The 21,632-nt window shown below is 69.8% G+C and carries 21 protein-coding genes; 13 read left to right on the top strand and 8 right to left on the bottom strand.

The genetic code is table 11. The features are described from left to right. Positions 1–327 precede the first annotated feature (327 nt). Positions 328–1,671: an extracellular solute-binding protein gene (locus tag ACRDTB_RS00830; protein WP_431427862.1), complete on the bottom strand. Its 1,344-nt coding sequence runs from the start codon at positions 1,669–1,671 to the stop codon at positions 328–330. A gap of 398 nt (positions 1,672–2,069) precedes the next feature. On the opposite strand from ACRDTB_RS00830, the gene ACRDTB_RS00825 reads away from it, so the two are divergent. The 13 genes from ACRDTB_RS00825 (at position 2,070) to ACRDTB_RS00765 (ending at position 13,323) form a co-directional block, all read left to right on the top strand. After that, entirely contained in the window at positions 2,070–3,527 is a 1,458-nt protein-coding gene (locus ACRDTB_RS00825; protein ID WP_431427861.1) for an AMP-binding protein, read from the top strand. Further along, complete coding sequence (locus ACRDTB_RS00820) at positions 3,524–3,781, top strand: phosphopantetheine-binding protein (protein ID WP_431427860.1); 258 nt, start codon at positions 3,524–3,526, stop codon at positions 3,779–3,781. The genes ACRDTB_RS00825 and ACRDTB_RS00820 overlap by 4 nt, the downstream gene beginning before the upstream one ends. Before the next feature lies 1 nt (position 3,782). Then, positions 3,783–4,811: a hypothetical protein gene (locus ACRDTB_RS00815; RefSeq protein WP_431427859.1), complete on the top strand. Its 1,029-nt coding sequence runs from the start codon at positions 3,783–3,785 to the stop codon at positions 4,809–4,811. Next, a complete protein-coding gene (gene trpA, locus ACRDTB_RS00810; RefSeq protein ID WP_431427858.1) occupies positions 4,804–5,589 on the top strand; it encodes a tryptophan synthase subunit alpha in 786 nt (261 codons plus the stop codon). Before ACRDTB_RS00815 ends, trpA begins: the two co-directional genes overlap by 8 nt. Before the next feature lie 9 nt (positions 5,590–5,598). Next, positions 5,599–5,973, top strand: coding sequence for an ectoine synthase (locus ACRDTB_RS00805; RefSeq protein WP_431427857.1), 375 nt, complete (start codon positions 5,599–5,601; stop codon positions 5,971–5,973). A 113-nt stretch (positions 5,974–6,086) separates the two neighbouring features. Then, positions 6,087–7,244 carry an acyl-CoA dehydrogenase family protein gene (locus ACRDTB_RS00800; RefSeq protein WP_431427856.1) on the top strand — a complete coding sequence of 386 codons (1,158 nt, stop codon included), beginning with the start codon at positions 6,087–6,089 and terminating at the stop codon, positions 7,242–7,244. Then, on the top strand, positions 7,241–7,936 hold the full coding sequence (locus ACRDTB_RS00795; protein WP_431427855.1) for a transglutaminase-like domain-containing protein: 696 nt from the start codon (positions 7,241–7,243) through the stop codon (positions 7,934–7,936). Before ACRDTB_RS00800 ends, ACRDTB_RS00795 begins: the two co-directional genes overlap by 4 nt. Next, positions 7,933–9,297 carry a TrpB-like pyridoxal phosphate-dependent enzyme gene (locus tag ACRDTB_RS00790; RefSeq protein WP_431427854.1) on the top strand — a complete coding sequence of 455 codons (1,365 nt, stop codon included), beginning with the start codon at positions 7,933–7,935 and terminating at the stop codon, positions 9,295–9,297. The genes ACRDTB_RS00795 and ACRDTB_RS00790 overlap by 4 nt, the downstream gene beginning before the upstream one ends. Beyond that, complete coding sequence (locus ACRDTB_RS00785) at positions 9,290–10,012, top strand: phosphoribosylanthranilate isomerase (RefSeq protein WP_431427853.1); 723 nt, start codon at positions 9,290–9,292, stop codon at positions 10,010–10,012. The genes ACRDTB_RS00790 and ACRDTB_RS00785 overlap by 8 nt, the downstream gene beginning before the upstream one ends. Further along, positions 10,009–10,695 (top strand): hypothetical protein, encoded by a 687-nt coding sequence (locus tag ACRDTB_RS00780; RefSeq protein WP_431427852.1) that lies wholly within the window; start codon positions 10,009–10,011, stop codon positions 10,693–10,695. Before ACRDTB_RS00785 ends, ACRDTB_RS00780 begins: the two co-directional genes overlap by 4 nt. Further along, complete coding sequence (locus ACRDTB_RS00775; RefSeq protein ID WP_431427851.1) at positions 10,692–12,113, top strand: UbiD family decarboxylase domain-containing protein; 1,422 nt, start codon at positions 10,692–10,694, stop codon at positions 12,111–12,113. The genes ACRDTB_RS00780 and ACRDTB_RS00775 overlap by 4 nt, the downstream gene beginning before the upstream one ends. Continuing rightward, a complete protein-coding gene (locus ACRDTB_RS00770) occupies positions 12,110–12,703 on the top strand; it encodes a UbiX family flavin prenyltransferase (RefSeq protein ID WP_431427850.1) in 594 nt (197 codons plus the stop codon). The genes ACRDTB_RS00775 and ACRDTB_RS00770 overlap by 4 nt, the downstream gene beginning before the upstream one ends. Then, complete coding sequence (locus tag ACRDTB_RS00765; protein WP_431427849.1) at positions 12,694–13,323, top strand: LysE family translocator; 630 nt, start codon at positions 12,694–12,696, stop codon at positions 13,321–13,323. Before ACRDTB_RS00770 ends, ACRDTB_RS00765 begins: the two co-directional genes overlap by 10 nt. 37 nt (positions 13,324–13,360) lie before the next feature. Here ACRDTB_RS00765 and ACRDTB_RS00760 read toward each other — a convergent pair whose 3' ends face one another. The 7 genes from ACRDTB_RS00760 to ACRDTB_RS00730 form a co-directional block, all read right to left on the bottom strand. Continuing rightward, positions 13,361–14,638 (bottom strand): multicopper oxidase family protein, encoded by a 1,278-nt coding sequence (locus ACRDTB_RS00760; protein ID WP_431427848.1) that lies wholly within the window; start codon positions 14,636–14,638, stop codon positions 13,361–13,363. Positions 14,639–14,893: 255 nt separating this feature from the next. Next, complete coding sequence (locus tag ACRDTB_RS00755; RefSeq protein ID WP_431427847.1) at positions 14,894–15,910, bottom strand: AfsA-related hotdog domain-containing protein; 1,017 nt, start codon at positions 15,908–15,910, stop codon at positions 14,894–14,896. A 44-nt stretch (positions 15,911–15,954) separates the two neighbouring features. Further along, the gene (gene asnB, locus ACRDTB_RS00750) at positions 15,955–17,796 is read right to left on the bottom strand and encodes an asparagine synthase (glutamine-hydrolyzing) (RefSeq protein ID WP_431427846.1); all 1,842 of its coding nucleotides are present in this window, start codon (positions 17,794–17,796) and stop codon (positions 15,955–15,957) included. 30 nt (positions 17,797–17,826) lie between these two features. Then, positions 17,827–18,090 carry an acyl carrier protein gene (locus tag ACRDTB_RS00745; protein WP_431427845.1) on the bottom strand — a complete coding sequence of 88 codons (264 nt, stop codon included), beginning with the start codon at positions 18,088–18,090 and terminating at the stop codon, positions 17,827–17,829. 207 nt (positions 18,091–18,297) lie between these two features. Next, complete coding sequence (locus ACRDTB_RS00740; protein ID WP_431427844.1) at positions 18,298–18,522, bottom strand: MbtH family protein; 225 nt, start codon at positions 18,520–18,522, stop codon at positions 18,298–18,300. Between the two features lie 19 nt (positions 18,523–18,541). Further along, the gene (locus tag ACRDTB_RS00735; protein ID WP_431427843.1) at positions 18,542–20,299 is read right to left on the bottom strand and encodes a non-ribosomal peptide synthetase; all 1,758 of its coding nucleotides are present in this window, start codon (positions 20,297–20,299) and stop codon (positions 18,542–18,544) included. A gap of 45 nt (positions 20,300–20,344) precedes the next feature. Further along, complete coding sequence (locus tag ACRDTB_RS00730) at positions 20,345–21,619, bottom strand: NAD(P)/FAD-dependent oxidoreductase (protein WP_431427842.1); 1,275 nt, start codon at positions 21,617–21,619, stop codon at positions 20,345–20,347. Between the last annotated feature and the right edge of the window lie 13 nt (positions 21,620–21,632).

The raw sequence follows: 21,632 nt of genomic DNA, 5'->3' as shown, positions 1-21,632 counted from the left end.
GCTCGAGCCTCCCGGTGGCCCAGGCGAGGCCAAGCTTGATCAGGTCCACAACCATTTGCCCGGAGCTCCAGGTCCGCATGATTTCTCCGCTTGTCCGGTGCTCCATGCTGGCACGTTTCCTTCCTCGATACTTCCGTGATCGTGCTGTCCTTTCGGTACAGTCAGTAGCTCGAGAACTCGCCGGCGTCGAGGAAATCCGCAGTGAGAGTCTCGATGGCAATATCGTCGAATTTCACGTCCCGCGGCCACGGCGACTTATGCGAATCAGGCGAATTGCGAGGAAATGTTGGTGCGGCCGGTTCTCCGACGGTCTGGCTGGATTGGCCCTCAGCCGGCTTCGAGGGCGTCGGGGGTCACCGGCGGATCACCGAGGCAGGCGGCGTTGTAGTGGTCCAGCAGAGCCTGCGCCTCGTCGGTCGCCGCGCGGAACCGGGTGGTGAGGTCCTGGCGCAGGACCAGCACGTCACGCATCGCAGAGGTCAGGACGTCCTGGATGCCGTTCAGGTCGCCGATCACCGCGCCACACGCGGCCGGCGTCCGGTTCGACGAGGCGACCTGCTCCGCCGCCGTGCGAAAGGCGGGATACCGGTCGAACCAGCCGTCTGCGGCTAAGCGCTGCTGCGCCGACACCGTCACCGGCAGGGAGCCCACCTGTTGCCGGCGCAGCTCGTGGTGCGGGTTGAGCAGGTGCTGCAGGAAGGCGAGCGCACCGTCCTCCTTCTCCCGGGACAGCCCGGCAGTCAGGAACAGCGACTGGCCGCCCAGGAGCCGGCCTGCGAACGGCCGGTCCCCGTTGCGCGGCAGGACACCCGTCGACAACCCGAAGCCGGCCTGTGCCGCCATGTCCGCGAGGAGCAGACCGACCGCGGACGAGCTCACCACGAACGCGACCTCCTGCCGGTGGAACGCTTCCATGGCCGTCAGCCAGTCCCTCAGCTCACCGGTGTGGCGCCAGTGGCCGCGGGCGTGCATTCGCTGCCACCACCGCGCGTACGCGAACGCCTCGGGAGAGTTCAGACAGATCCGGGTGGCGCGGCCGGACCGGCCGTTGTCGTTGTCGCCGAGCAGCCCGCCCTGTCCGGCGACCTCCATCTGGAACATCCACCCGTGGTTGGGCCAGGCGATCCCGGCCGCCGGCCCGCCGGGCAGCTTGGCCACCGCGGCACACGCGGCTTCGAGCTCCGTCCAGGTCCTCGGCATTCGCTCGACGCCCGCGCGCGTCAACATGTCCTGGTTGGCGAACAGGATGGCGGTCGACACCACGGTCGGCATGGCGACCAGCTCGCCGCCCTGGCTGTAGTAGTCGCGCACGGCGGGGACGAGGTCATCGATGACCACCGGCTCACCCAGGATCTTGGTGCGGTCGCCGATGGCGCGCTGGACCGGGGTGAACAGCGGTTGGCCGCTCGTGGCGCGGGTGTCGAGCGCCAGTTGGGTGGCGGTGAAGTAGTACTCCGCCAGATCCGGCGGGTTGCCCTGCGCTACCGCGCGCGCGACCTCGCCCGGCAGCTCGCGGAAGTTGATCTCTCGAAGCCGTACCCGATATCCCGGATGGGCCCGGGCGAACGATTCAGCCGCTTCCGTCACGGGGTCGAGGAAATGTGGAATCGGGTGACCCGCGAGCCAGACGTCGATGGTGATCGGCTCGGCCGAAGCGGCAGAATCTGACACAGGTTCCTCCGATACGGACACGCTGACAGCGTGTTCTTTCCGCGCTTTGCGTGGTCATGCTACGGATCACGCCGCCTGTGCGACCCCCTCGGTGTTGCGGTCTTTCGCAGAGAAAGCCCGTTGTAGTCGCCGGGTCCGGCGTGGCTGTCCCGCCGGTCGTGCTCGGCACGCTGATCCTGCTGCTCGGCGCCTCGCCGATCCCGCCACGCGGCCGTCTCCCGCTTACCGAGGCGCTTCCTTGCGCCGCTGGTACTCCGCGCCCGCGACCTTGGTCCACACGGGTGCGACTTCTCTCATCGTGCGGGTCCTGACGCTCCACCCCTCAGGATCTTGCCAATTGGCGATCGGTGAACTTACGGTGTTACATAACAGCGAAATGGAACACCTGGGAGACACCGATGACCACCGAATCCTTGATCGCCGCGATTCACCGGAATGCCGAAACGCGGCCGGACGCACCAGCGTTGGAGTACGGCGACGAGACCGTCACCTACGGGCAGCTGTACCGGCGGGCCACCCAGTTCGCCGAGAACCTCGCCGGGAAGCCCGACTCCCTCATTGGCCTGCTGGCACCGAAGACGCCGGACGGGATCGCGCTCGTCCTCGGCAGCCTGCTGGCCAGGCGGCCGTTCCTGCTGCCCTCGCTCACCCTCGCCGAGCGCACCCGCACCAAGCTGTTCCGCGCGGCCGGCTGCGCCGCGGTGGTGTCACCGGACGACTTTCCCGTCGCCGCGCAGAGCTCCTGGCAGCCGGCCGATCTGTGGCCGAGGCAGGACGCGCGCACCTTCCACCTGACCACCTCTGGCTCGACCGGCCTGCCGAAGGTGGTGCCGCTGACCGAGGGCGCCGTGGACCGGTTCACCGACTGGGCGGGCACGCGGTTCTCCCTCGGCCCGGACAGCACGGTGCTGAACTACAGCCCGCTCAACTTCGACCTGTGCCTGCTGGACATCTGGGCGACGCTCAAGCACGGCGGCCGGGTCGTGCTGGTCGACCCCGAGCGCGCGACCAATGCCCGCTATCTCGCCGGGCTGCTGCACCGGCACCGGGTCACCGTGATGCAGGCCGTCCCGATGGCTTTCCAGCTTCTGGCCGGCGGCACCGACGAGTTCCCGCACCTGCGCGACGTGATCACCACCGGTGACACCATGCCCGCCGCGGCACTCGCCGCGCTGCCCACGCTGTTCCCCAGCGCGGAGCTGTACAACCTGTACGGCTGCACCGAGACCAACGACAGCATGCTGTACCGGTTCGAGCGGGACGCGCTGCCGTCCGGACCGATTCCCTTGGGCGAGCCGGTTTCCGGCGTGTCGGTGCTCGTCGTCGACGACACCGGGGCCGTGGTCGACCGCGAGGGCACGGGCGAGCTGTACGTCCGCACCCCGTTCCAGACGACCGGATACCTGGACGAGACGCTGACCCTAGACCGGTTCGTGCCACACCCGACCGGTGCCGCCTACGGTTCCTACTACCGCACCGGTGACCTGGTGGAGGTTGGCCCGGACGGCCGGATCACCCTCATCGGGCGCACCGACTTCCAGGTGAAGGTGCGCGGCGTGCGCACCAACCTCGGCGAGATCGAACGCGTGCTCGCCGAGCACCAGGACATAACCGAAACCGTCACGATCGCCATCCCGGACCCGATCGCCGGCAACCGGCTACACGCGGTCTCCCGCCGCCGCGGCGGGTCCGGGCTCACCGGCCTGGAACTGCGCCAGTACCTGGCCGACCGGCTCCCCCGCACCGCCATCCCATCCACGCTCCAACTCATCGACGACGCCCTGCCCAGGACGTCGACCGGAAAGCCCGACCGGCAGCTGCTGCTGCGGCACCTCACCCAGAAGGAAATGTCATGAACAACATCGCCACGATCACCGACTTCGTCGTCGAGGAGTTCCTGCCCGGCAGCGACCCGGCCGAGCTGCCCGCGGACTACGACCTGCTGGCTACCGGAGTGGTCGACAGCCTCGGCTTACTGAAGGTCATCGCCTGGCTGGAGGACCGGTTCGAGCTCTCGGTCGACGACCTGGAGCTCGAACCGGACAGCTTCCGCACGGTCGCCGCGATCGACGCCTTCGTGGCACGGGCCAGGAGCGCGGAGGTCGGCTGACATGCGTGCCATCGTGACCGCGGCTGTCCGCGGCGAGCCCGTGGACACCGCGTCCTGGCACCGGTTCTGGGACGCGCTCGCGGACCGGAAGGTGGACAGCGCCGAGGCCGCCGCGCTGTTCGCCGCGCTGTCCGCGCGGCTGCCGGGGCCGCAGACGGCCGACGGGTTCGTCACGTCGCTCACCCAACGTCGCACCAAGCGGCCCGCACGGCTGGCCTCGGCGGTGAACATCGTCGGCACCGGCGGTGGCCCGGCCACGGTGAACGTCTCCACCGCGGCGGCGGTGGTGGCCGCCGCGATGGGGGTGCGCGTGCTGAAGACGGGTTCGCGCGCCGGTTCCGGCTCGGTCGGCTCGATCGACATGCTGGAGCGGCTGGGCATTCCGCTCGCCCGCTCGGCCGAGGAGGCCGACGAGCTGCTCGACCGGTTCGGCATCACCTTCGCCGGCCAGTTCGTCTACCCGGCCGAGCTGGCCCGGCTGGCCAGGACGGTGCTGCCGCTCGGCCTGCGTGCGATCGGCGGGTTCGTCAACGCCCTGGGCCCGTTCCTCGCCAACGTGTCGACCGGCGCCCAGCTCACCGGGATCGCCGACCCGGCGATGCTGCCCGCGTTCCACCGGTTGGCCGCGCGGCGACCGGACACCCGGATGTGGCTGTGCCACAACGACCTCGGTGCCGACGAGCTGCTCAGCATCACCCCGAACCAGGTACACGACAACGGCACCGGTGCGTTCACCGTCGACCCGGCCGCGCTCGGCATCGACGGCGGCAAGCTCGCCGACCTGGACCGGCCCGCCGACGACGACCACACCGCCGGGTTCCTGGCACTGCTCGCGGGGCACGCCCCCGCGGCGGCGATCGCCACGGTGTGCCTCAACGCGGCAGCACTCGCGGTGCTCGCGGGCGTCGCGCCCACGTTCGACGACGGCGTGCGCGCGGCACGAACCACGATCGACGCCGGCGCCGCGCTGGACCTGGCTCAACGGCTGGGCGCGTGCACGCCGGAGACCACGGGAGGCCGTCGTGGCTGACGCCTTCTTCACCGGCCGCCGTCCCGGACTCGCGATGTTCCTCAACGCCGGCGACCCACCGCTGCCCGTGCTGCGGGACGTGGTGCTGGCGCTGGACGAGCAGCGGGTGGACTGCCTGGAACTGGCGGTGCCGTTCCCCAACTCGTTCACCGACGGTCCGGTGGTCCGCCGCTCCGCCACCCGCGCGCTCGCGAACGGCGCCGACCTCGACAGCACCTTGCGGTTCGTCGGGTCGGTCGCGAGTGAGCTGCGGCACCTGAAGATCGTCCTGCTCGCGGACTGGAGCCACACCGTGAAACCGCGGCCGATGAGCTGGTTCCTGGACCGCGTCGCGGCCGAGCCGGTGGACGGCGTGCTGCTGCACGGCCTTCCGCCGCGGCTGCGGGACGAATACTACGACGACGCCGCCGAGCGTGCCGTGCCCGTGGTCACCACCTGCTATCCCAACTCGGCGAGCGAGGTGGTCGCCGAGGCGGCCGACCGGGCAGGAGCCTACGTGTACCTGGTCGCCCGGTACGGCCGCAGCGGCACCCGGTCCGAACAGGACTTCACCGAGTTGCGCGGCACGGTCGCCGCGCTGCGCGAGACGTCGCCCGCGCCGATCGCGGTCGGGTTCGGCGTGCGCGACCGGCACGACGTCGCCGCGATCGGCGAGCTCGGCGCGGACGCCGCCGTGATCGGCAGCGCCGCGGTCACCCGGGTCGAGCACGCGCTGGACGAACGGCTCGACCCCGTGACCGCGTTGACCACCTTCGCCGACGAACTGACCCGCCCCTGAGGAGTAACCATGCTTGTCCGCCACATTTCCGAAGTTCCCTCCGTCGACTGGGGCAACGGCGTGAGCCGCCGGTTCCTGCTCCAGTCCGACGGCATGAACTACACGGTCACCGACACCATCGTCCGGGCCGGAACCAAGTCCCGGCTGGAGTACCGCAACCACCTGGAATCCTGCTACTGCATCGAGGGCAGCGGTGAGGTCGTCGACTTCGCCGGCAACACGTATCCACTCACCCCGGGGACGCTCTACGCGCTCGACGAGCACGACCCGCACTTCCTGATCGCCTCCCCGCAGGAGGACCTCCGCTTGGTGTGCGTGTTCAGCCCGGCGTTACGTGGCGACGAGACACATTCCCTCGACGCCGCCGAGTTCTCGAGCTACTGACCGGACACCGAAAGACCGCACCGAGAACACAGCACCGAAAAAGACAGCACGATCGCGGAAGCCCCGCGGAAGGAAAACTGCCAGCATGAAACCGCGGCCGAGCGGGGAGAGTCATGCAGATCTGGAGCTCCGAACAACAGCGACTACGCGGTGCGCTGGCCGCGTGGTCAGCCGACCTGAATGCCGACCACGTGGCCGCCGACGCCGCCGGCCGGTTTCCGCAGGACAAGTGGAAGTTGATCCAGCGAACGGACCTGCTCCGGATTCCGTTCGACGAGCGGTGGGGCGGGCTCGGCCAGGACCTGCTCACCACGATGTACCTGCTGGAAGGACTCGGTCACGAATGTCGCGACGGCGGGCTCAACTTCTCCGTGTCCACGCACCTGGTGAGCGCGGGAATCCCCATCCAGCGATTCGGCCGCGACTCGCTCAAGGCGCGGTTCCTGCCGGCCATCTGCGACGGTGACACGGTCGGCGCCCACGCGATCACCGAGCCGGAATCCGGTTCCGACGCGCTCGCCATGCGCACAACCGCACGCAAGGACGGCGATCGGTACGTGCTCGACGGCAGCAAGACGTTCGTCAGCAACGGCTCGATCGCCGACGTCTTCGTGGTTTACGCACGCACCCACCCGGACGGCGGGCCACTGGGCATCACACCGTTCGTGGTGGAACGCGGCACGCCGGGCTTCACGACCGGGAACCCGATCGCGAAGATGGGGCTGCGCACCTCGCCGCTCACCGAACTGTTCTTCGACGGGTGCCGGGTACCGGCCGAGAACGTCATCGGCCGGCCCGGCGGCGGCTTCCTGGTGCTGGACCACGTGATGAAGTGGGAGATCCTCTGCTCGTTCGTGATCAACCTGGGTGAGATGGAACACCGCCTCGAACGGGTCATCGCCTACGCGAAGGAGCGGTCGGCGTTCGGTTCGCCGATCGGGTCGTTCCAGGCGGTCTCGCACCGGATCGCGGACATGAAGATCGGCGTGGAGACCACCCGCAAGTGGCTCTACGACACGGCGGCGAAGTTCGCGGCCGGCGAGAACGTCACCACCGACCTCGCGATCACCAAGCTGGTCGCCAGCGAGCAGAACGTGGCCTCGGCGATGGCGGCGGTGCAGATCCTCGGTGGCAACGGCTACATGGCCGAGTACGGCGTGGAGAAGGACCTGCGCAACGCGGTTGCCGGCACCATCTACTCGGGCACGTCGGAGATCCAGCGCAACCGGATCGCCAGCGCCCTCGGCCTCGGTGGGAGCAGGGCGGCATGACGATCACCGTGGCCCAGCTGCGCGCGACCGAGTTCCTCGACCATGACTCGGCCGAGGTCCAGCGGTTCGTCCACCGGTGGCTCCCGGCGGACGCGAGCGACCCGATCTCGCGCGCGTTGGCGCTGTACGAGGCGGTCCGCGACCGCGTCAACTACGAGGTGTTCGGCGCCGACCTGTCCCGGGAGGGACTGCGGGCCAGCCAGGTGATCGCCCGGCGCTCGGGCATGTGCCTGCACAAGTCGGTGCTCTACGCGGCGGCCCTGCGTGCGGCCGGCGTGCCGAGCAGGCTGCTGCTCACCGACGTGCGCAACCACCTCGCCTCGCCGCGGCTGCGCGAGCTGGTCGGCGGCGAGGTGTTCACCTTCCACGGCCTCACGGTGGTCCACAACGGACAGCGCTGGGTCCGCGCGACGCCGGTGTTCAACAAGACGCTGTGCCGGCTGTACGGCATCGCGCCACTGGACTTCGACGGCCTGCGGGACAGCCTCCACCACCCGTTCGACCTCAAGGGTCGCAAGCACATGGAGTTCCTCCGGGAACACGGCGAGTTCGACGACTTCCCCTACGACCTGGTGCTGACCGGCCTCCGGTCCGCCCACCCCGCGATGTTCGCGAGCCCGACGAGGTTCGTCGCCGGATCGCTCGTCGCCGATGCCGACCGAAACCAGCCCCGCCAAGGAGACGCAGCATGACCGGCCAGATCAAGTACCAGCTCACCGAGCAGGACATTCCGACCACCTGGTACAACATCGCCGCCGACCTGCCCGGCCTCGAGCCACTCCGGCACCCGGGGACCGGGGCGCCGATCACCGTCGACGACCTGGTCGGGATCATGCCGGAGACGTTGGCCAGGCAGGAGCTCAGCCAGGAACGCGACATCGAGATCCCCGAGCCGGTGCGTCAGGTGTACGCGCAGTGGCGGCCCGCCCCGCTGTACCGGGCCCGCAGGCTGGAGCAGGCGCTGGACACCCCGGCGAAGATCTACTACAAGTACGAGGGCGTCAGCCCGGCGGGCAGCCACAAGCCGAACACCGCGATCCCGCAGGCGTTCTACAACAAGGAAGCCGGCGTCACCCGGCTCGCCACCGAGACCGGCGCCGGGCAGTGGGGCTCCGCGCTGTCCTTCGCCGGCGCGCTCCTCGGGCTGGACGTCAGCGTCTACATGGTCAAGGTCAGCTACCACCAGAAGCCGTACCGCCGGCTGCTGATGGAGACCTACGGTGCCCGCTGTGTGCCGAGCCCCAGCCCGGAGACCGAGGCGGGCCGGGCGATCCTGGCCGACGACCCGGACTGCACCGGCAGCCTCGGCATCGCCACGTCGGAGGCGGTGGAGATCGCGGGGAACGACCCGCTGACCAACTACGCGGGTGGCAGCGTGCTCAACCACGTGCTGCTGCACCAGACGGTGATCGGCAAGGAAGCGCTCAAGCAGCTGGAGCTCGCCGGCGACCAGGCGGACGTGGTGATCGGCTGCGCGGGCGGCGGCAGCAACCTCGGTGGGCTCAGCTTCCCGTTCCTCGGGGAGAAGCTGGCCGGACGGGCCGATGTCCGGGTGGTGGCCGCGGAGCCCGCCGCGTGCCCGACGCTGACCGAGGGCAAGTTCGCCTACGACTTCGGCGACACCGCCGGCCTGACCCCGCTGCTGCGCATGCACACCCTCGGCCACGAGTTCGTGCCGCCCTCGTTCCACGCGGGCGGGTTGCGCTACCACGGCATGGCGCCGCTGGTCAGCGGCGCGGTCGAGCAGGGACTGATCGAGCCGGTCGCGGTGGCCCAGAACGAGTGCTTCGCGGCGGGCCTGACCTTCGCCAAGGCGGAGGGCCTCGTGCCCGCCCCGGAGTCCACCCACGCGATCTCCGCAGCCGTCACGGAAGCGTTGCGCTGCAAGGAGGAGGGCCGGTCGGAGACCATCCTCTTCGGACTGTCCGGGCACGGCTTCTTCGACCTCGCCGCCTACCAGGCGTACCTGGCGGGCGAGTTGCGGGACGAGGCGCACGACCACGACGGGATGGCCGCCGCGCTGAACAACCTGCCCGTCGTGCCCGATGCCTGACCGGATCCGGTTCGAACCGCGGCTGGGCGCCACCCTGCTGAAGGTGTGTGGCGCCACCAGCCGCGCCGACGTGGCGGCGCTCGCGTCCGGTGGCGCCGACCTGATCGGTCTGTGGCACGGCGTTTCCGGCGGACACGCCGACCTCGAACGCACCCGGCTGGCCGAGCTGGCCGCGGCGAGCGAGGCCGAGGGCGCCACGCCGGTGCTGGTCACCTTCGACGGGGACCCGGCCGCGGTGAGCGGCGCCATGCTCGAGGCCGGGATCGGCGTCGTGCAGCTGCACGGCTACCAGCCGCCGCCGGTCGTGCGCGCGATCAAGGCCGCGACCGGCGCGGCGACCGTGGTCAAGGTGTTGCATGTGGACGGTACGGCGTCCCATGAGCAACGGCTGTCGCGGTCCTACCGGCGGGCCGGCGTGGACGCGTTCCTGTTGGACGCGGTCGGCCACGACGGCTCCGTCGGCAGCACCGGCCGGGAGCTCGACCCGGCGGTGGCACTCTCCGTAGCGGACGCGGCGGACGCGCCGTTCCTGCTCGCCGGTGGCATCTCCGCCGGCAACGCCGAGCGGTTCGCCGCCGTCCGTGCCCATCCGCTCTTCCTCGGTGTCGACGTGGACTCCGCGGCACGCGACGCGAACGGCCGGCTCACGGCGACCCGGGTGGCGGCGATCCACCGGGCCTGGCACCGGCCGCAGCGGCGGAGAGTCGCGGTATGACCAGGTTCGCGGACGCGCTCGCCAAGGCCGACGTGCCGGTCATCGGCGAGATCAAGCTGCGGTCGTCGGCCGGCGCACCGCTGCTCGGTGACCGCTCGGTCGAGGACGTGCTGGACGCGTACCAGGGCAACGGAATCGGGTGCGTGTCGGTGGTGACCGGCCGGTGGTTCGGCGGCACGGCCGACCTGCTGCGGCAGGTCGCCACGCACACCGGGCTCCCCGTGCTGCAGAAGGACTTCCTCACCCGGCGGGCCCACCTGCGGGCCGCTCGCGACCATGGCGCGTCCGCGGTGCTGCTGACCGCGGGCCTGCTGCCGGCCGACGTGCTGAACCGGCTGGCCGAGTCGGCGCTCGCGCTCGGACTCACCCCGTTCGTCGAGATCGTGGACGAACGGGAGCTCGCCGCGCTGCGGTGCCCCGAGGAGTGCGTGGTCGCGGTGAACAACAAGGACATCGCGCGCCGCGAACGCGACGAGGGCGACCTGAACCGCAGCGTGCGGCTGCTGGCGGCCCTGCGTGCCGCCCGCGCCCGGTGCGCGGTCAGCGCCAGCGGGATCACCAGCCCGGCCGCGGGGGCTCGGCTGATCGCGGCCGGTTACACCGGGCTGCTGGTCGGCACCGGGCTGCTCACCGCGGCCAGCCCCGGCGCATGGCTGGCCGAGCTCCGGCGGTGCCTGCGGTGACCGGCAACCCGGCGACGTCGCTGCGTGCCGCGCTGGACACGGTGAGGGCGGCCGACCGCGCCGAGCACGCCGGCCGCGTGCCCGCGGACGGCATCGTCGCGCACTTCGCCGGCCACTACGCCGGGATCCCGGCGAACTCCGTCGCCCGCGAGGAAAAGGTGGTGACCTACCGGGCGGACGGCTCGGCGATGCCGGTGCTCCTCGGGGCGTACGGCAGCGAGCGGCGCGTGCGGTCGTGGCTGCCCGGGCTGCCCGCGCGCATCTGCGCCACCACGGTCGCCGGTCTGCTCGCCGCGGCACGGCCGGCCCACCGGGTCCACGGCGCGGCGTGCCAGCGGCGGGTGTGGTCCGAAGTGGACGTGCAGGCGCTGCCCGCACTGCGCGCCACGCCACGGGACGCGGGCCGTTACCTCACCATGGGCGTGGTGTACGCACGCGATCCGAGCACCGGTGCGACCGCGCTGTCCACCCACCGCATGCTGCTCCTCGGGCCGGACCGGCTGGCGATCTGGATGCTGCCGAGCCGGCGCCTGCGCGCGCTGCACGAGCGCGCGGTGGGCGCCGGCGAGCGGCTGCCGGTGTCGGTCAACATCGGCGCGCCGCCCGCCGCGGTGGTCGCCGCCGCGCTGACCACGGACCTGCTCGTCCCGCCGGCGGACAAGCTGGCGCTGGCCGGCGGCCTGGCCCGGGAGTCGATCGCGCTGGCGGACGCGGTCAGCCAGGACACCGACGTGCTGGCCGAGTCGGAGATCGTGCTGGAAGGCCAGCTCGACGACCAGGTGACCGTCGAGTCGCTGGACGGTCCGCCGGACGTGTCGATGCCGGAGTTCCTCGGCTACGACGGCGACGCGCGCGACGAGCTCCCGGTGCTCACGGTGACCGCGGTGACCACCCGGCCGGATCCGAGCTACCAGGCGGTGATCGGTCCCGGCCGGGAGCAGTCGGTGATCCTCGGCCTCGCCGGCGCGGTGTCGGTCGCGATGAGCGACGACCCCGACCTCGGCGTCGTGCACGACGTCCACCTTTCGCCGGCCGGCGGTGGCATGCTCACCCTGTTCCTGGCAGTGCGCAAGCGATCCGTGCGGGACGACGAGCGGCTCGCGCCGCTCGCGCGGCGGATCTTCGATCGGCACCCGTTCGTCAAGCTGATCGTCTGCGTCGACGACGACGTCGAGGTGCGGTGTGCCGAGGACGTCTGGTGGGCGGTCACCACGCGTAGCAACCTCGGCGCCGCCGTCACGTTCACGGGGTACCGGCCGCTGGCCATGGACCCGTCCCAGACCGCGGCCTGGGCGGGCGCCCGCGGGTTGCGAGCGGGCGATGGGGAACGGACGCTGATAGACGCCACGGTGCCGTTCGAGCTGCGCGAGGCAGCGCGGCGGAGCTTCGCACCGTCGGCGGAGGGAGCCGTCCGATGAGGATCGTCGTGGGCATCACCGGAGCGAGCGGGTCGATCCTCGGCGTCCGGCTGCTGGAGGCGTTGGGCATGCTGGAGGTGAGCACCCATCTGGTGCTCAGCCGGTGGGGCCGGGCGACGCTGGAGATGGAGACCGGGTACTCCGCGCGTGAGGTGGGCGCGCTCGCGGACCACGTGCACCCGCCGGGCGACCTGAGCGCCGTCATCGCCAGCGGCTCGTTCCGCACGGACGGCATGGTGATCGCGCCCTGCAGCACGAAGACGCTCGCCGCGATCCACAGTGGATATGGCGAGGGGCTGATCGCGCGTGCCGCCGACGTGACCCTGAAGGAGCGGCGCAAACTGGTGCTGATGCCACGGGAACTGCCGTTGTCGGAAGTCCACCTGCGGAACCTGTTCGGTCTGTCCCAGCTCGGCGTGGTGATCGCCCCGCCGATGCCCGCCTTCTACCTGAAACCGAACTCCGTCGACGACGTCGTCGACCACATCGTCAGCAGGGTGCTCGACCAGTTCGGTCTCGAAGTTCCGGACACCCCGAGGTGGACGGGACGGATGAAAGCGCACGGAAACGGAGCCTCGCCATGGACGTGACCATCCCGCCGACCGCAACGCTCCTCCTGTTCGCGGGCACGGCTTTCCTACTCGTGATCGTTCCCGGGCCGAACATGTTCTTCATCCTGAGCAAGGGGATCAGCAGCGGCCGCCGGGCGGCGTTCGCCTCCGCGTTCGGGGTCGAGCTGGGCACGCTCGTGCACGTCTTAGGCACGGTGATCGGGATCTCAGCGCTGATAGCCGCGTCTCCGGTCGCGTTCAACGTCCTGAAGTACCTGGGCGCGGCGTACCTGGTGTATCTCGCCTATCGGGCGTCACGTGCCCCCAGGAGTCACCTGACGAAAGCGACGCCCGAACAGTCGTTGCTGCGCACCCTGGGGAGCGCGGCGCTCGTGAACGTGCTCAACCCGAAGGTGGCACTGTTCTTCCTCGCACTGTTTCCGCAGTTCATCGCGTCGGACCGGAGCTCGGTGGCCAGCCAGACGCTGATCCTGGGGTTCGTGTTCTTCGTCGTCGCCCTGGCGCTGGACCTGCTCTACGCGGCCGGCTCGGTGGCGGTCGGACGCTGGCTGGACCGCAACCCGAGGTTCGGGTTCTGGCAGCGCCTGCTGTCCAGCGCCACCCTGCTGACCCTTGGCGTGTTCGCCGCCCTGGCGTGAGCCGGGACGGCGAACACACTCCGCGCGAACCCGAGAACTACTCGACGATCTTCATCTGGGCCATCATGCCCTTCGCCGAATGCTCCAGGTAATGGCAGTGGTAGACGTAGGTGCCGAGGTACTCGGTGAAGGTGACCTGCACCCGCACGGTCTCGCCAGGCGCGACGAAGATCGTGTCCTTGCGGCCGGCGTCATCCGGCGTCGGCGGCGCGCCGTCCCGGTCGAGCACCCGGAACTGCTCGAGATGCATGTGGAACGTGTGGGGAATGCCGAACTCGACGTCGTCGTTCTTGACTCGCCAGATCTCCGTCGTGCCGCGCTTGACCCGGAAGTCCACTCGGTTCGGGTCGTAGGGCTGGCCGTTCACGAGACCGACGGGGTTCGCTCCCGACAGATCGAACTTCATCGAGATGTCGCGCTCGACGGTGGCCGGGGGAAGCGCCGGCAGTGGCCGCAGCGTGTCGGGCACCTGGCTGGTATCGGACGCCTCCCGCGTGACGTCGAACCGAAGTACCGGACCGCTCACGTCATAGAGCACCAGCTGCGAGCCGACCGGATGCTCCGAGAAGTCGATCACGACGTCGGCGCGCTCCGCGGAACCGAGCACGATTTCGGAGCGCCGCACCGGAGCCGGCAGCAACCCGCCGTCGGAGGCGATGTGCGTCAGGTCGGCGCCGCCGAGGGTGAGGCGGAAGATCCGTTCGTTGGCGCTGTTGAGCAACCGGAACCGGTACTTGCGCGCGGCCACCGGAAAGTGTGGCGTCACCTCGCCGTTGGCCAGGATCGTGGTGCGGTCCGGCGGGTGCTCGGTGTAGATGAGTTCGCCGTTCGTGTCGAACTGCGCGTCGCGGAGCATGATGGGCACGTCGTACCGTCCGCTCGGCAGGCCGAGGCCCCGCTCCGCGTCGTCCTCGATGAGGTAGAAGCCGTGCAGGCCGAAGTAGACGTTCTCGGCCTCGAGGTGATGGGCGTGGTCGTGATACCAGAGCGTCGCCCCCTGCTGGTTGTTCGGGTAGTCGTAGCTGCGACTCTGCCCGGGGGCGATGGTCTCCATCGGATGACCGTCGCTGCGCTGCGGGACATGCCCCCCGTGCAGGTGCACGTTCGACGGCACGTCCAGCTGGTTGGTGAAGGTGATCCGCACCGGCCGGCCGGTCCTGGCGCGGATGGTGGGGCCGACGAACTGGCCGGCATAGGTGCGCACTCGCGTGGGGTGTCCGGCCAGCAACGCGATGTCGGCCGGTTGGATGGGAATGCGGTAGACGTCGACGCCGGATCGCGTCGTCGTCGGCGACAGCTCGCGTGGTACCGGCATGCGCCGGGCGAACCGGGTCGCTGGACGGGATGCTCGCGTCCCTGCCACCGGCTCGTAACCGGTGTGGTGAGCATCGTGGCCGGTGGCTGCCGGGGCAGCCGCTGGAGCCGGCCCATTGGAGAACAGGATTGCCCCGCCCACGACGCCGCCCGCAGTCATCCCGCCCAGGGTGAGTAATCGTCGCCGGTCCAACATGTGCGTTCCCTCTTTCTCTGTGTGGTGCCGGACCCGGTGCCCGGCCGGTGGGGAATCCGGTCAGGTGTGCGCACCGGCCGAGGGCCGAACGGACATCCCGAAGGTCGACACCACCCGGCCCTGCTGGGTGGCATCGACGTCGAGCCGGAGGTATGACCGGTCGGCGGCCGGTGTCGCGGAGAACCTGGCGTGCAGGACGGTCGGCAGGTCGAACTCGGCGACCGCCCGGTACTCCGCCGTGACTCCGCACATCTCCAGACGCGTTGCCGGCACGGCAAGTCGTCGCGACGCCGCTACCAGGGACAGCTGCCGGCACGCCTCCAGCTGAACCATCGCGAAGATGTAGTCGGCGGGATGGTCGAACATCACCGGGTGTCGCAGGTCCGCCCGAATCAGCGCCTGGTACCCGCCGTCACCTTCGCTGACCGCGGTGAGCACGACGTTGTCCGGATTGAGTCGCCCAACATCGGCGGGCGCCAGCTCGCTGGGCCCCGGCGGGCGCACCTCGGCCATCCGTGTCGGCAACCCGCGCTCGGTCCGCAACCGGCCGCGCAGCTGTCCCCACACGGTCCGGCTCATCAGCGTCTGCGCCATCCGGGCCCGGCCGGCGACCACCTCACCCACCCGCACCGTGAACGCCCACACCAGGCCGGAGATCTGCCCGGCCCGCCGCACGACGTGCTCGACCTCGCAGTCCACCGCGACGTTGACCGGTTCATCGGTGTCGAACGGGGTGGTGTCGACGAACTCCCCCGAGAGCTCCCGCATCAGGAACTTGGCGTCCGCGGCGCCGCCGAGTGGCACGTCGAACTGCTCGTGCGCGACGACGAAGCATGCCTGCCGGCAGATCTCGATCAACGTCGCCAGGTCCGGCACGCGGTTGCTGACCGGAAGCTCGCAGTAGAAGCCGTGGGACCTGGGCAACGTCGCGCCGAGCACCGACTCGCGCGGCCCACGAACCGCGAAGCTGGTCAGGAACACGTCGTCGAAACCGTCCTTGTGCACCAACGCCTTCGGCAGGATCTGCAAATGGCTGACGTCCTTGTCTTCCACCGGGTCTTCCACCGGGTCTTCCACCGGACGCACTCCTCTCAGCGACACTCGTGACCGGTACCGGCCCGTCACAGGTCCAACATGACGTCGTTCGTGCGAAGCCAGTGGTTGAGCCACAACGCCAGCTCTAGGCTCCCCCGGTCGTATGCCCGGCTCACCGCGCCGGTCTCCCTGGCCGCGACGGCTCGCGCCTTGTCGAGGTCGAGCAGCGGGCGGACCGGCGCGTCCAAGTCGGAGAGAACCTCCTGCAGCTCCAACCGCAACGCCGCCTCGTACCCCGGGTCCTGGGTCGCCGGGTACGGCGTCTTCACCCGCTCCAGGATCGAGGTCGGCAGCAGGTCCGCCACCGCCGCCCGCAGCAGGCTCTTCTCCCGGCCGTCGAAGTTCTTCATCTCCCACGGCACGTTGAAGACGTACTCGATCAGTCGGTGGTCGCAGAACGGAACGCGGACCTCGAGGCTGGCGGCCATGCTCATCAGGTCCTTGCGGTCGAGCAACGTCTGCACGAACCGGGTGAGGTTGAGATAGGTGATCTCCCGCATCCGCCGGTCCTCGGCCGGCTCACCCGGCAGCACCGGAACCTCGGCCATCGCCTCGGAGTAGCGCTGCCTGCGGTACTCCGGCAGGTCGAGTTTCTCCACCAAGCCTTTGTCCAACAGTCCGAGACCGCCGAAGTAGCGCGACGAGCCGGACGTGAGCCACGGGAAGGTGTCGGCCTTGATCGCGTTGGGGTTGTGGAACCACCGGTACCCGCCGAACAGCTCGTCCGCCGACTCGCCGGAGAGGGCGACCGTCGAGGTGAGTCGGATCGCGCGGAACAGCAAGTACAGCGACGGCCACATGTCGCCCCAGTAGGCGGGTGGCCGGTCGGCCGCGTACAGGACGGCCGCGCGCACCGCGGGGTCTGCGAGGTTCGCACTGTCGAGCAGGATCTCGGTGTGGCGCGAGCTGACGAACTCGGCGAGCTCCCGGGCGAAAGGTGCGTCCGCGGAGCCGCGGACGGCGTCGGCCTGGAAGCTGTCCTCGGCCCCGGTGAAGTCGACCGAGAACGAACGGACCTGGCCGCGCCCCAGGGTGTTCGCCGCCAGCGCGGTGACCGCGGAGGAGTCGAGCCCGCCGGAGAGCAGCGTGCACAGGGGTACGTCGGAGTTGAGCTCCCGATAGACGATGTCCTCGAGCAACTCCCGGACGTGACTGATCGTCTCGGGGAGGCCGTCCGTGTGGGTGCGGGCCTCCAGCGCCCAGTACCGCTGGCTGACCAGTCCGTTGGCGTTGACCCGGACGAGGTGGCCGGGCCGCACCTCGCGCATTCCGACGTAGACGGTCTCCTCCGGCGTCTTCACCATGTCCAGCACTTCGCAGAGCCCGACCGCGTCGGTGCGACGTGGTGCCATCGGGTTCGCCAGGATGGCCTTGGGCTCCGAGCCGAAGAGCACGCCGTGCGGGGTCTCCAGGTAGAAGAGCGGTTTCACGCCCAGGTGGTCACGGACCATGACCAGCTCTTCCCGGCGGGCGTCCCAGATCGCGAAGGCGTACATGCCCAGCAGCCGGTCCACGCACGCCGTTCCCCATTCCAGATAGGAATGCAGCAACACCTCGGTGTCGCTTCGGGTGCGGAACCGGTGGCCGCGGGTTCTCAGCTCGGCGCGCAGCTCGCGAAAGTTGAACAACTCACCGGAGAAGGTGAGGACTGCCAGCTGTTCGTCGTGCTCGGTGAACTCCATGGGCTGCGCGCCACCGATCACATCGATGACGGCGAGTCGGCGATGTCCAAGGGTGACATGCCGGGCGGACCAGATGCCCTCCGCGTCGGGCCCCCTGTTTTCGAGCGTCCTGGTCATCGCCCGAATCGTGGTCTCGTCCTTGGACAGATCCCGACTGAAGTCAACCCAGCCCGCGATTCCACACATGACTTTCTCCAACCGCCGCCGCCCTGGTTGCTAGGCGCTGCGACCTAAGTCCTGATTGACCAGATCAAGTAGGCCGTCCGGCGTTTCCGCGGCGAGCACGGCGTCCAGGGAAAGTTTGACAGGATAGGCGTTCTCGATCTGTACGCAGGTGTTGAACAGGGACAGCGAGTCGAACCCGAGCTCCTCGAAGGAGACATTCCCGATGTTCTCGTCGAGTTCCAGTTCTGCCGCTGGATCCCGGTCGCCGCACTCCTCCATCAGTTTCGCGAGCCGCTGCAAGGTAAGCGCAGTCACGTCGCCTCCCAGGTTCCATCGATAATGGTGTTCCGTGTAGGTGGGTACGATCCTCTGACGGTCTGGAAATCAGGGCATCTTTGTGCTTGCGCAGGTTCCCCTCGAGACCGAGCGACCCGCCAGGCGGCTACGGATGACCGTGCCTGGCGGGTCGTGTCGGTGCGCGGGCTCGGCCGGCGGAGTGGCCCGACGATCCATACCTCCGCGTCACCGGTCGCCGGCGTGCTCGGCGACGAACTCGGCGACGCTACGCGGGCGCAGGTCCACCCAGTGCTCCCGCACGTAGGCCAGGCAGTCCTCGCGGCGCGCCGGCCCGTGCGCGACGGTCCAGCCGTCCGGCACGTCGGCGAACGCGGGCCACAGCGAGTGCTGGTTCTCCTCGTTGCGCAGGACGGTGTAGTTGGCGTCCGGCACCTCGAATGGGTTGGTCATCTGCGCCTCTCCTCCCGGCTCAGGCGGCCGCGGCCACCTCGCCGTCGATGTGCTTGGCGAGCCCGGCCACCGTCGGGACGTCGAACAGCACGTTGATCAGCAGGTCGACGCCGAGCTCGACCCTGATCCGGCTGAGCAGGCGCATCGCCTGCAGCGACTGGCCACCGAGGTCGAAGAAGCTGTCGTCGACGCCGACCTTGGGCACCTCCAGCACGGAGCCGAAGATCGCGCACAGCGACTCCTGCAGCGGCGTCTCCGGAGCCCGGTAGGTCGAGACGGCGTCGAAGTCGGGCTTCGGCATCGCGTCGCGGTCGAGCTTTCCGTTGTGGGTCAGCGGAAGGGACTCCAGCTGGATGAAAGCCGCCGGAATCATGTAGTCGGGCAGCGTCTCCCTGGCGTGCGCGCGCAGCGCCCCCAGGTCGACCTCGCCGGACTCCGGCACGACGTAGCCGATCAGCCGCTTCTCCCCCAACTCCAGCTGGTGCACGACGACGACCGCGTGTGCGATGCCGGGGAAGCCGGCCAGCGCGGCCTCCACCTCGGCCAGCTCGATCCGGAAACCCAGGATCTTCACCTGGCTGCTTGCCCGCCCGACGAACTCGATGTGGCCGTCGTCGTTGCGGCGGGCCAGGTCGCCGGTTCGGTACATGCGCGCGCCCGGCCCGCCGAACGGGTCCGCGACGAACCGCTCCGCGGTCAGCTCCGTGCTGGCGAAGTAGCCGCGCGCGACGCCCCGGCCGCAGATGTAGATCTCGCCCTCGACGCCGGGCGGGACCGGCGCGAGCCGGTCGTCGAGGATGTGGATCGTGACGTCGCTGAGCGCGCCTCCGATCGGCACCACCGTGCCCGGCCGGTAGTCGGCCGTCAGCGGGTGGTGCGCGGAGAACAGCGTGGCCTCCGTGGCGCCGTACATCGCCCTGATCACGACGTCGGGGGCGGTGTCCAGCACGCGGCGCACGGCGGCCGGCGCGATCACGTCGCCACCGGTCAGGATCTCGCGCAGGCCGGTGAAGGTCTCCGGCGCCTCCTCCGCGAGCACCCGGAACAGGCCCGCCGTCAGGTGGATGCCGGTGATCCGCGCTTCGGTGATCAGCCGGCGCAGCGTGTCCGGCTCCAGCTTTCCCGGCGGTGCCACGACGATCTGGCCGCCGTGCAGCAGTGGCATCCAGATCTCGTAGGTGGACACGTTGAACGCGTACGGCGCCACCATCAGCACCCGCGCATGCCGCTCCGCTGTCCACTGTGGATCGAAGATGAGCCGCAGCGCGTCCCGCTGGGTCACCGCGACGCCCTTGGGGTGGCCGGTGGAGCCGGACGTGTGGATCACGTATGCCAGCTGGTCCGGGTGGATCGGCACCGCGGGGTCGGTGACGGGCTGCTCGCCGGTGACCGGGTCGTCGTCGACGACCACGGTCGCCACGCCGGTCGGCAGGCCGCCGTCGCGCATGGCGGTGTCGGCGAGCAGCACCGCCGCGGCCGAGTGGTCCACCACCCACTGCCTGCGGTCCGCCGGGTAGCCCTCGTGTACCGGGACGTAGCCGGCGCCGGACTTGACGGTCGCGAGGATCGCCACCACCAGGTCGATCGACCGTTCCAGCAACACCGCCACCCGGTCGTCCTGGCGGACGCCGAGCCCGATGAGCCGGTGCGCGAGCTGATTGGCCCGCTCGTCCAGTTCCCGGTAGGTCAGCCTGGCCGCGCCGGCGGACACCGCCGCCGCGCCCGGCGTCCGCGAGACCTGCTCGGCGAACCGCTGGGGGATCGAGAATGACTCCATCAATGTGCTCCCATTACCTGTCGCCGGCGGCCCGGTGCGGCGGTACTAGCTGGCCAGCTCGGTCGGCGTGTCCGGCGCGTCGGTGTCCCGGAACGCCTTGAGTGCCAACGGTCCGTCGAAGATGTCGCGCGTGCCGGACACCCCGGACAGCATCCGCGCGAAGTCGATCTTGCGTGGCCGCAGGCGCCGCGGGTCGATGCTCTGCTGCGCCGCGTCCCAGTAGTCCTCTTTGGACTTCGTGCGGTCGTAGAAGAAGCGGACGAACTCCAGTAGCGAGTTGAGGAAGTCGCGGTAGTTGCGCTCGTAGCGCTCGAACAGCGCCGTCTCCTCGTCCGGGTTGCGCAGCGCCAGATCGGCCGTCTCGGCGAGGCCGAGCGAGCCGCGCAGGGTCAGGCCGACCCCGGTCGACAGCAACGGGTCGATGAACGCCGCCGCATCGCCGACCAGCGCCCAGCCGGGCCCGTAGAACCGCGTGCAGGTGTAGGACCAGTCCTTGATCGTGCGGAAGCCGCTGACCCGGGTGGCCCCCTCGGTGAGCGAGGTGATCTCGTCGGCCGCCGCGAGCTCGGAGGCGTGCAGCTCCTCGAGGGTCTTGCCGGACTTCTTGTACGCATCGATGGGCGTCACGTAGCCGACGCTGACCGTCTCGTCCGACAGCGGGATGAACCAGAACCAGCCGTTCGGGCGGTTCTCGGTGAGCGTGTCGCCCCAGCGTGTTCCGCCATAGCGCCGGCAGTTCTGGAAGTACGCCCAGACCGCGATGTTGCGCAGGTCGTCGTGGTAGTCGATGAGCCCGAACCTGCGCGCGAGCAGGTGCTGCTGTCCCGACGCGTCGACCACCAGCCGGCTGGTTGCCGTGGTCGGCTCCGCGTCACCCTTGCGCAGGTAGCGCACGCCGACGGCGCGGTCACCGTCGAATAGCACCTCCTGGACGGTGGCCTCCTCGATGACCAGCGCCCCCAGCTCGCGGGCCCGGCCGAGCAGGACGGAGTCGAAGTCGGCGCGGCGGACCTGGAACGTGTACTCGTACTCCGAGGCCTCGGTGAACCGGAAGTCCCACGTGCCCTGGTTCCTACCCCACTGCAGCGAGCCGCCGTACTTGCGGACGTAGCCCATGTTGTCCAGCCGCTCACGGAGGTCCAGTGCGTCCAGTGTCGGCATCGAGCCGGTGATCAGCGACTCGCCGATGTGGTAGCGGGGGAACTTCTCCTTCTCCAGGACGAGCACCTTGTGGCCTTGCTTGGCCAGCAGTCCAGCCGTTGCCGAACCGCCGGGACCGCCACCGATGATGACGGCGTCGAAGTCGTCTTTGCCAGCCATTGTCGTGATTCCT

The sequence above is a fragment of the Actinophytocola sp. genome (assembly GCF_050699935.1).
GTDB lineage: Bacteria > Actinomycetota > Actinomycetes > Mycobacteriales > Pseudonocardiaceae > Actinophytocola.
This window is presented reverse-complemented; position numbering and strand designations above follow the sequence as displayed.

Coding starts and splice junctions, on each gene's coding strand:
- ACRDTB_RS00825 (WP_431427861.1), top strand. CDS start 2,070: ATGACCACCGAATCCTTGATCGCCGCGATTCACCGGAATGCCGAAACG.
- ACRDTB_RS00820 (WP_431427860.1), top strand. CDS start 3,524: ATGAACAACATCGCCACGATCACCGACTTCGTCGTCGAGGAGTTCCTG.
- ACRDTB_RS00815 (WP_431427859.1), top strand. CDS start 3,783: ATGCGTGCCATCGTGACCGCGGCTGTCCGCGGCGAGCCCGTGGACACC.
- ACRDTB_RS00805 (WP_431427857.1), top strand. CDS start 5,599: ATGCTTGTCCGCCACATTTCCGAAGTTCCCTCCGTCGACTGGGGCAAC.
- ACRDTB_RS00800 (WP_431427856.1), top strand. CDS start 6,087: ATGCAGATCTGGAGCTCCGAACAACAGCGACTACGCGGTGCGCTGGCC.
- ACRDTB_RS00795 (WP_431427855.1), top strand. CDS start 7,241: ATGACGATCACCGTGGCCCAGCTGCGCGCGACCGAGTTCCTCGACCAT.
- ACRDTB_RS00790 (WP_431427854.1), top strand. CDS start 7,933: ATGACCGGCCAGATCAAGTACCAGCTCACCGAGCAGGACATTCCGACC.
- ACRDTB_RS00785 (WP_431427853.1), top strand. CDS start 9,290: ATGCCTGACCGGATCCGGTTCGAACCGCGGCTGGGCGCCACCCTGCTG.
- ACRDTB_RS00780 (WP_431427852.1), top strand. CDS start 10,009: ATGACCAGGTTCGCGGACGCGCTCGCCAAGGCCGACGTGCCGGTCATC.
- ACRDTB_RS00770 (WP_431427850.1), top strand. CDS start 12,110: ATGAGGATCGTCGTGGGCATCACCGGAGCGAGCGGGTCGATCCTCGGC.
- ACRDTB_RS00765 (WP_431427849.1), top strand. CDS start 12,694: ATGGACGTGACCATCCCGCCGACCGCAACGCTCCTCCTGTTCGCGGGC.
- ACRDTB_RS00760 (WP_431427848.1), bottom strand. CDS start 14,638: ATGCCGGTACCACGCGAGCTGTCGCCGACGACGACGCGATCCGGCGTC.
- asnB (WP_431427846.1), bottom strand. CDS start 17,796: ATGTGTGGAATCGCGGGCTGGGTTGACTTCAGTCGGGATCTGTCCAAG.
- ACRDTB_RS00740 (WP_431427844.1), bottom strand. CDS start 18,522: ATGACCAACCCATTCGAGGTGCCGGACGCCAACTACACCGTCCTGCGC.
- ACRDTB_RS00735 (WP_431427843.1), bottom strand. CDS start 20,299: ATGGAGTCATTCTCGATCCCCCAGCGGTTCGCCGAGCAGGTCTCGCGG.
- ACRDTB_RS00730 (WP_431427842.1), bottom strand. CDS start 21,619: ATGGCTGGCAAAGACGACTTCGACGCCGTCATCATCGGTGGCGGTCCC.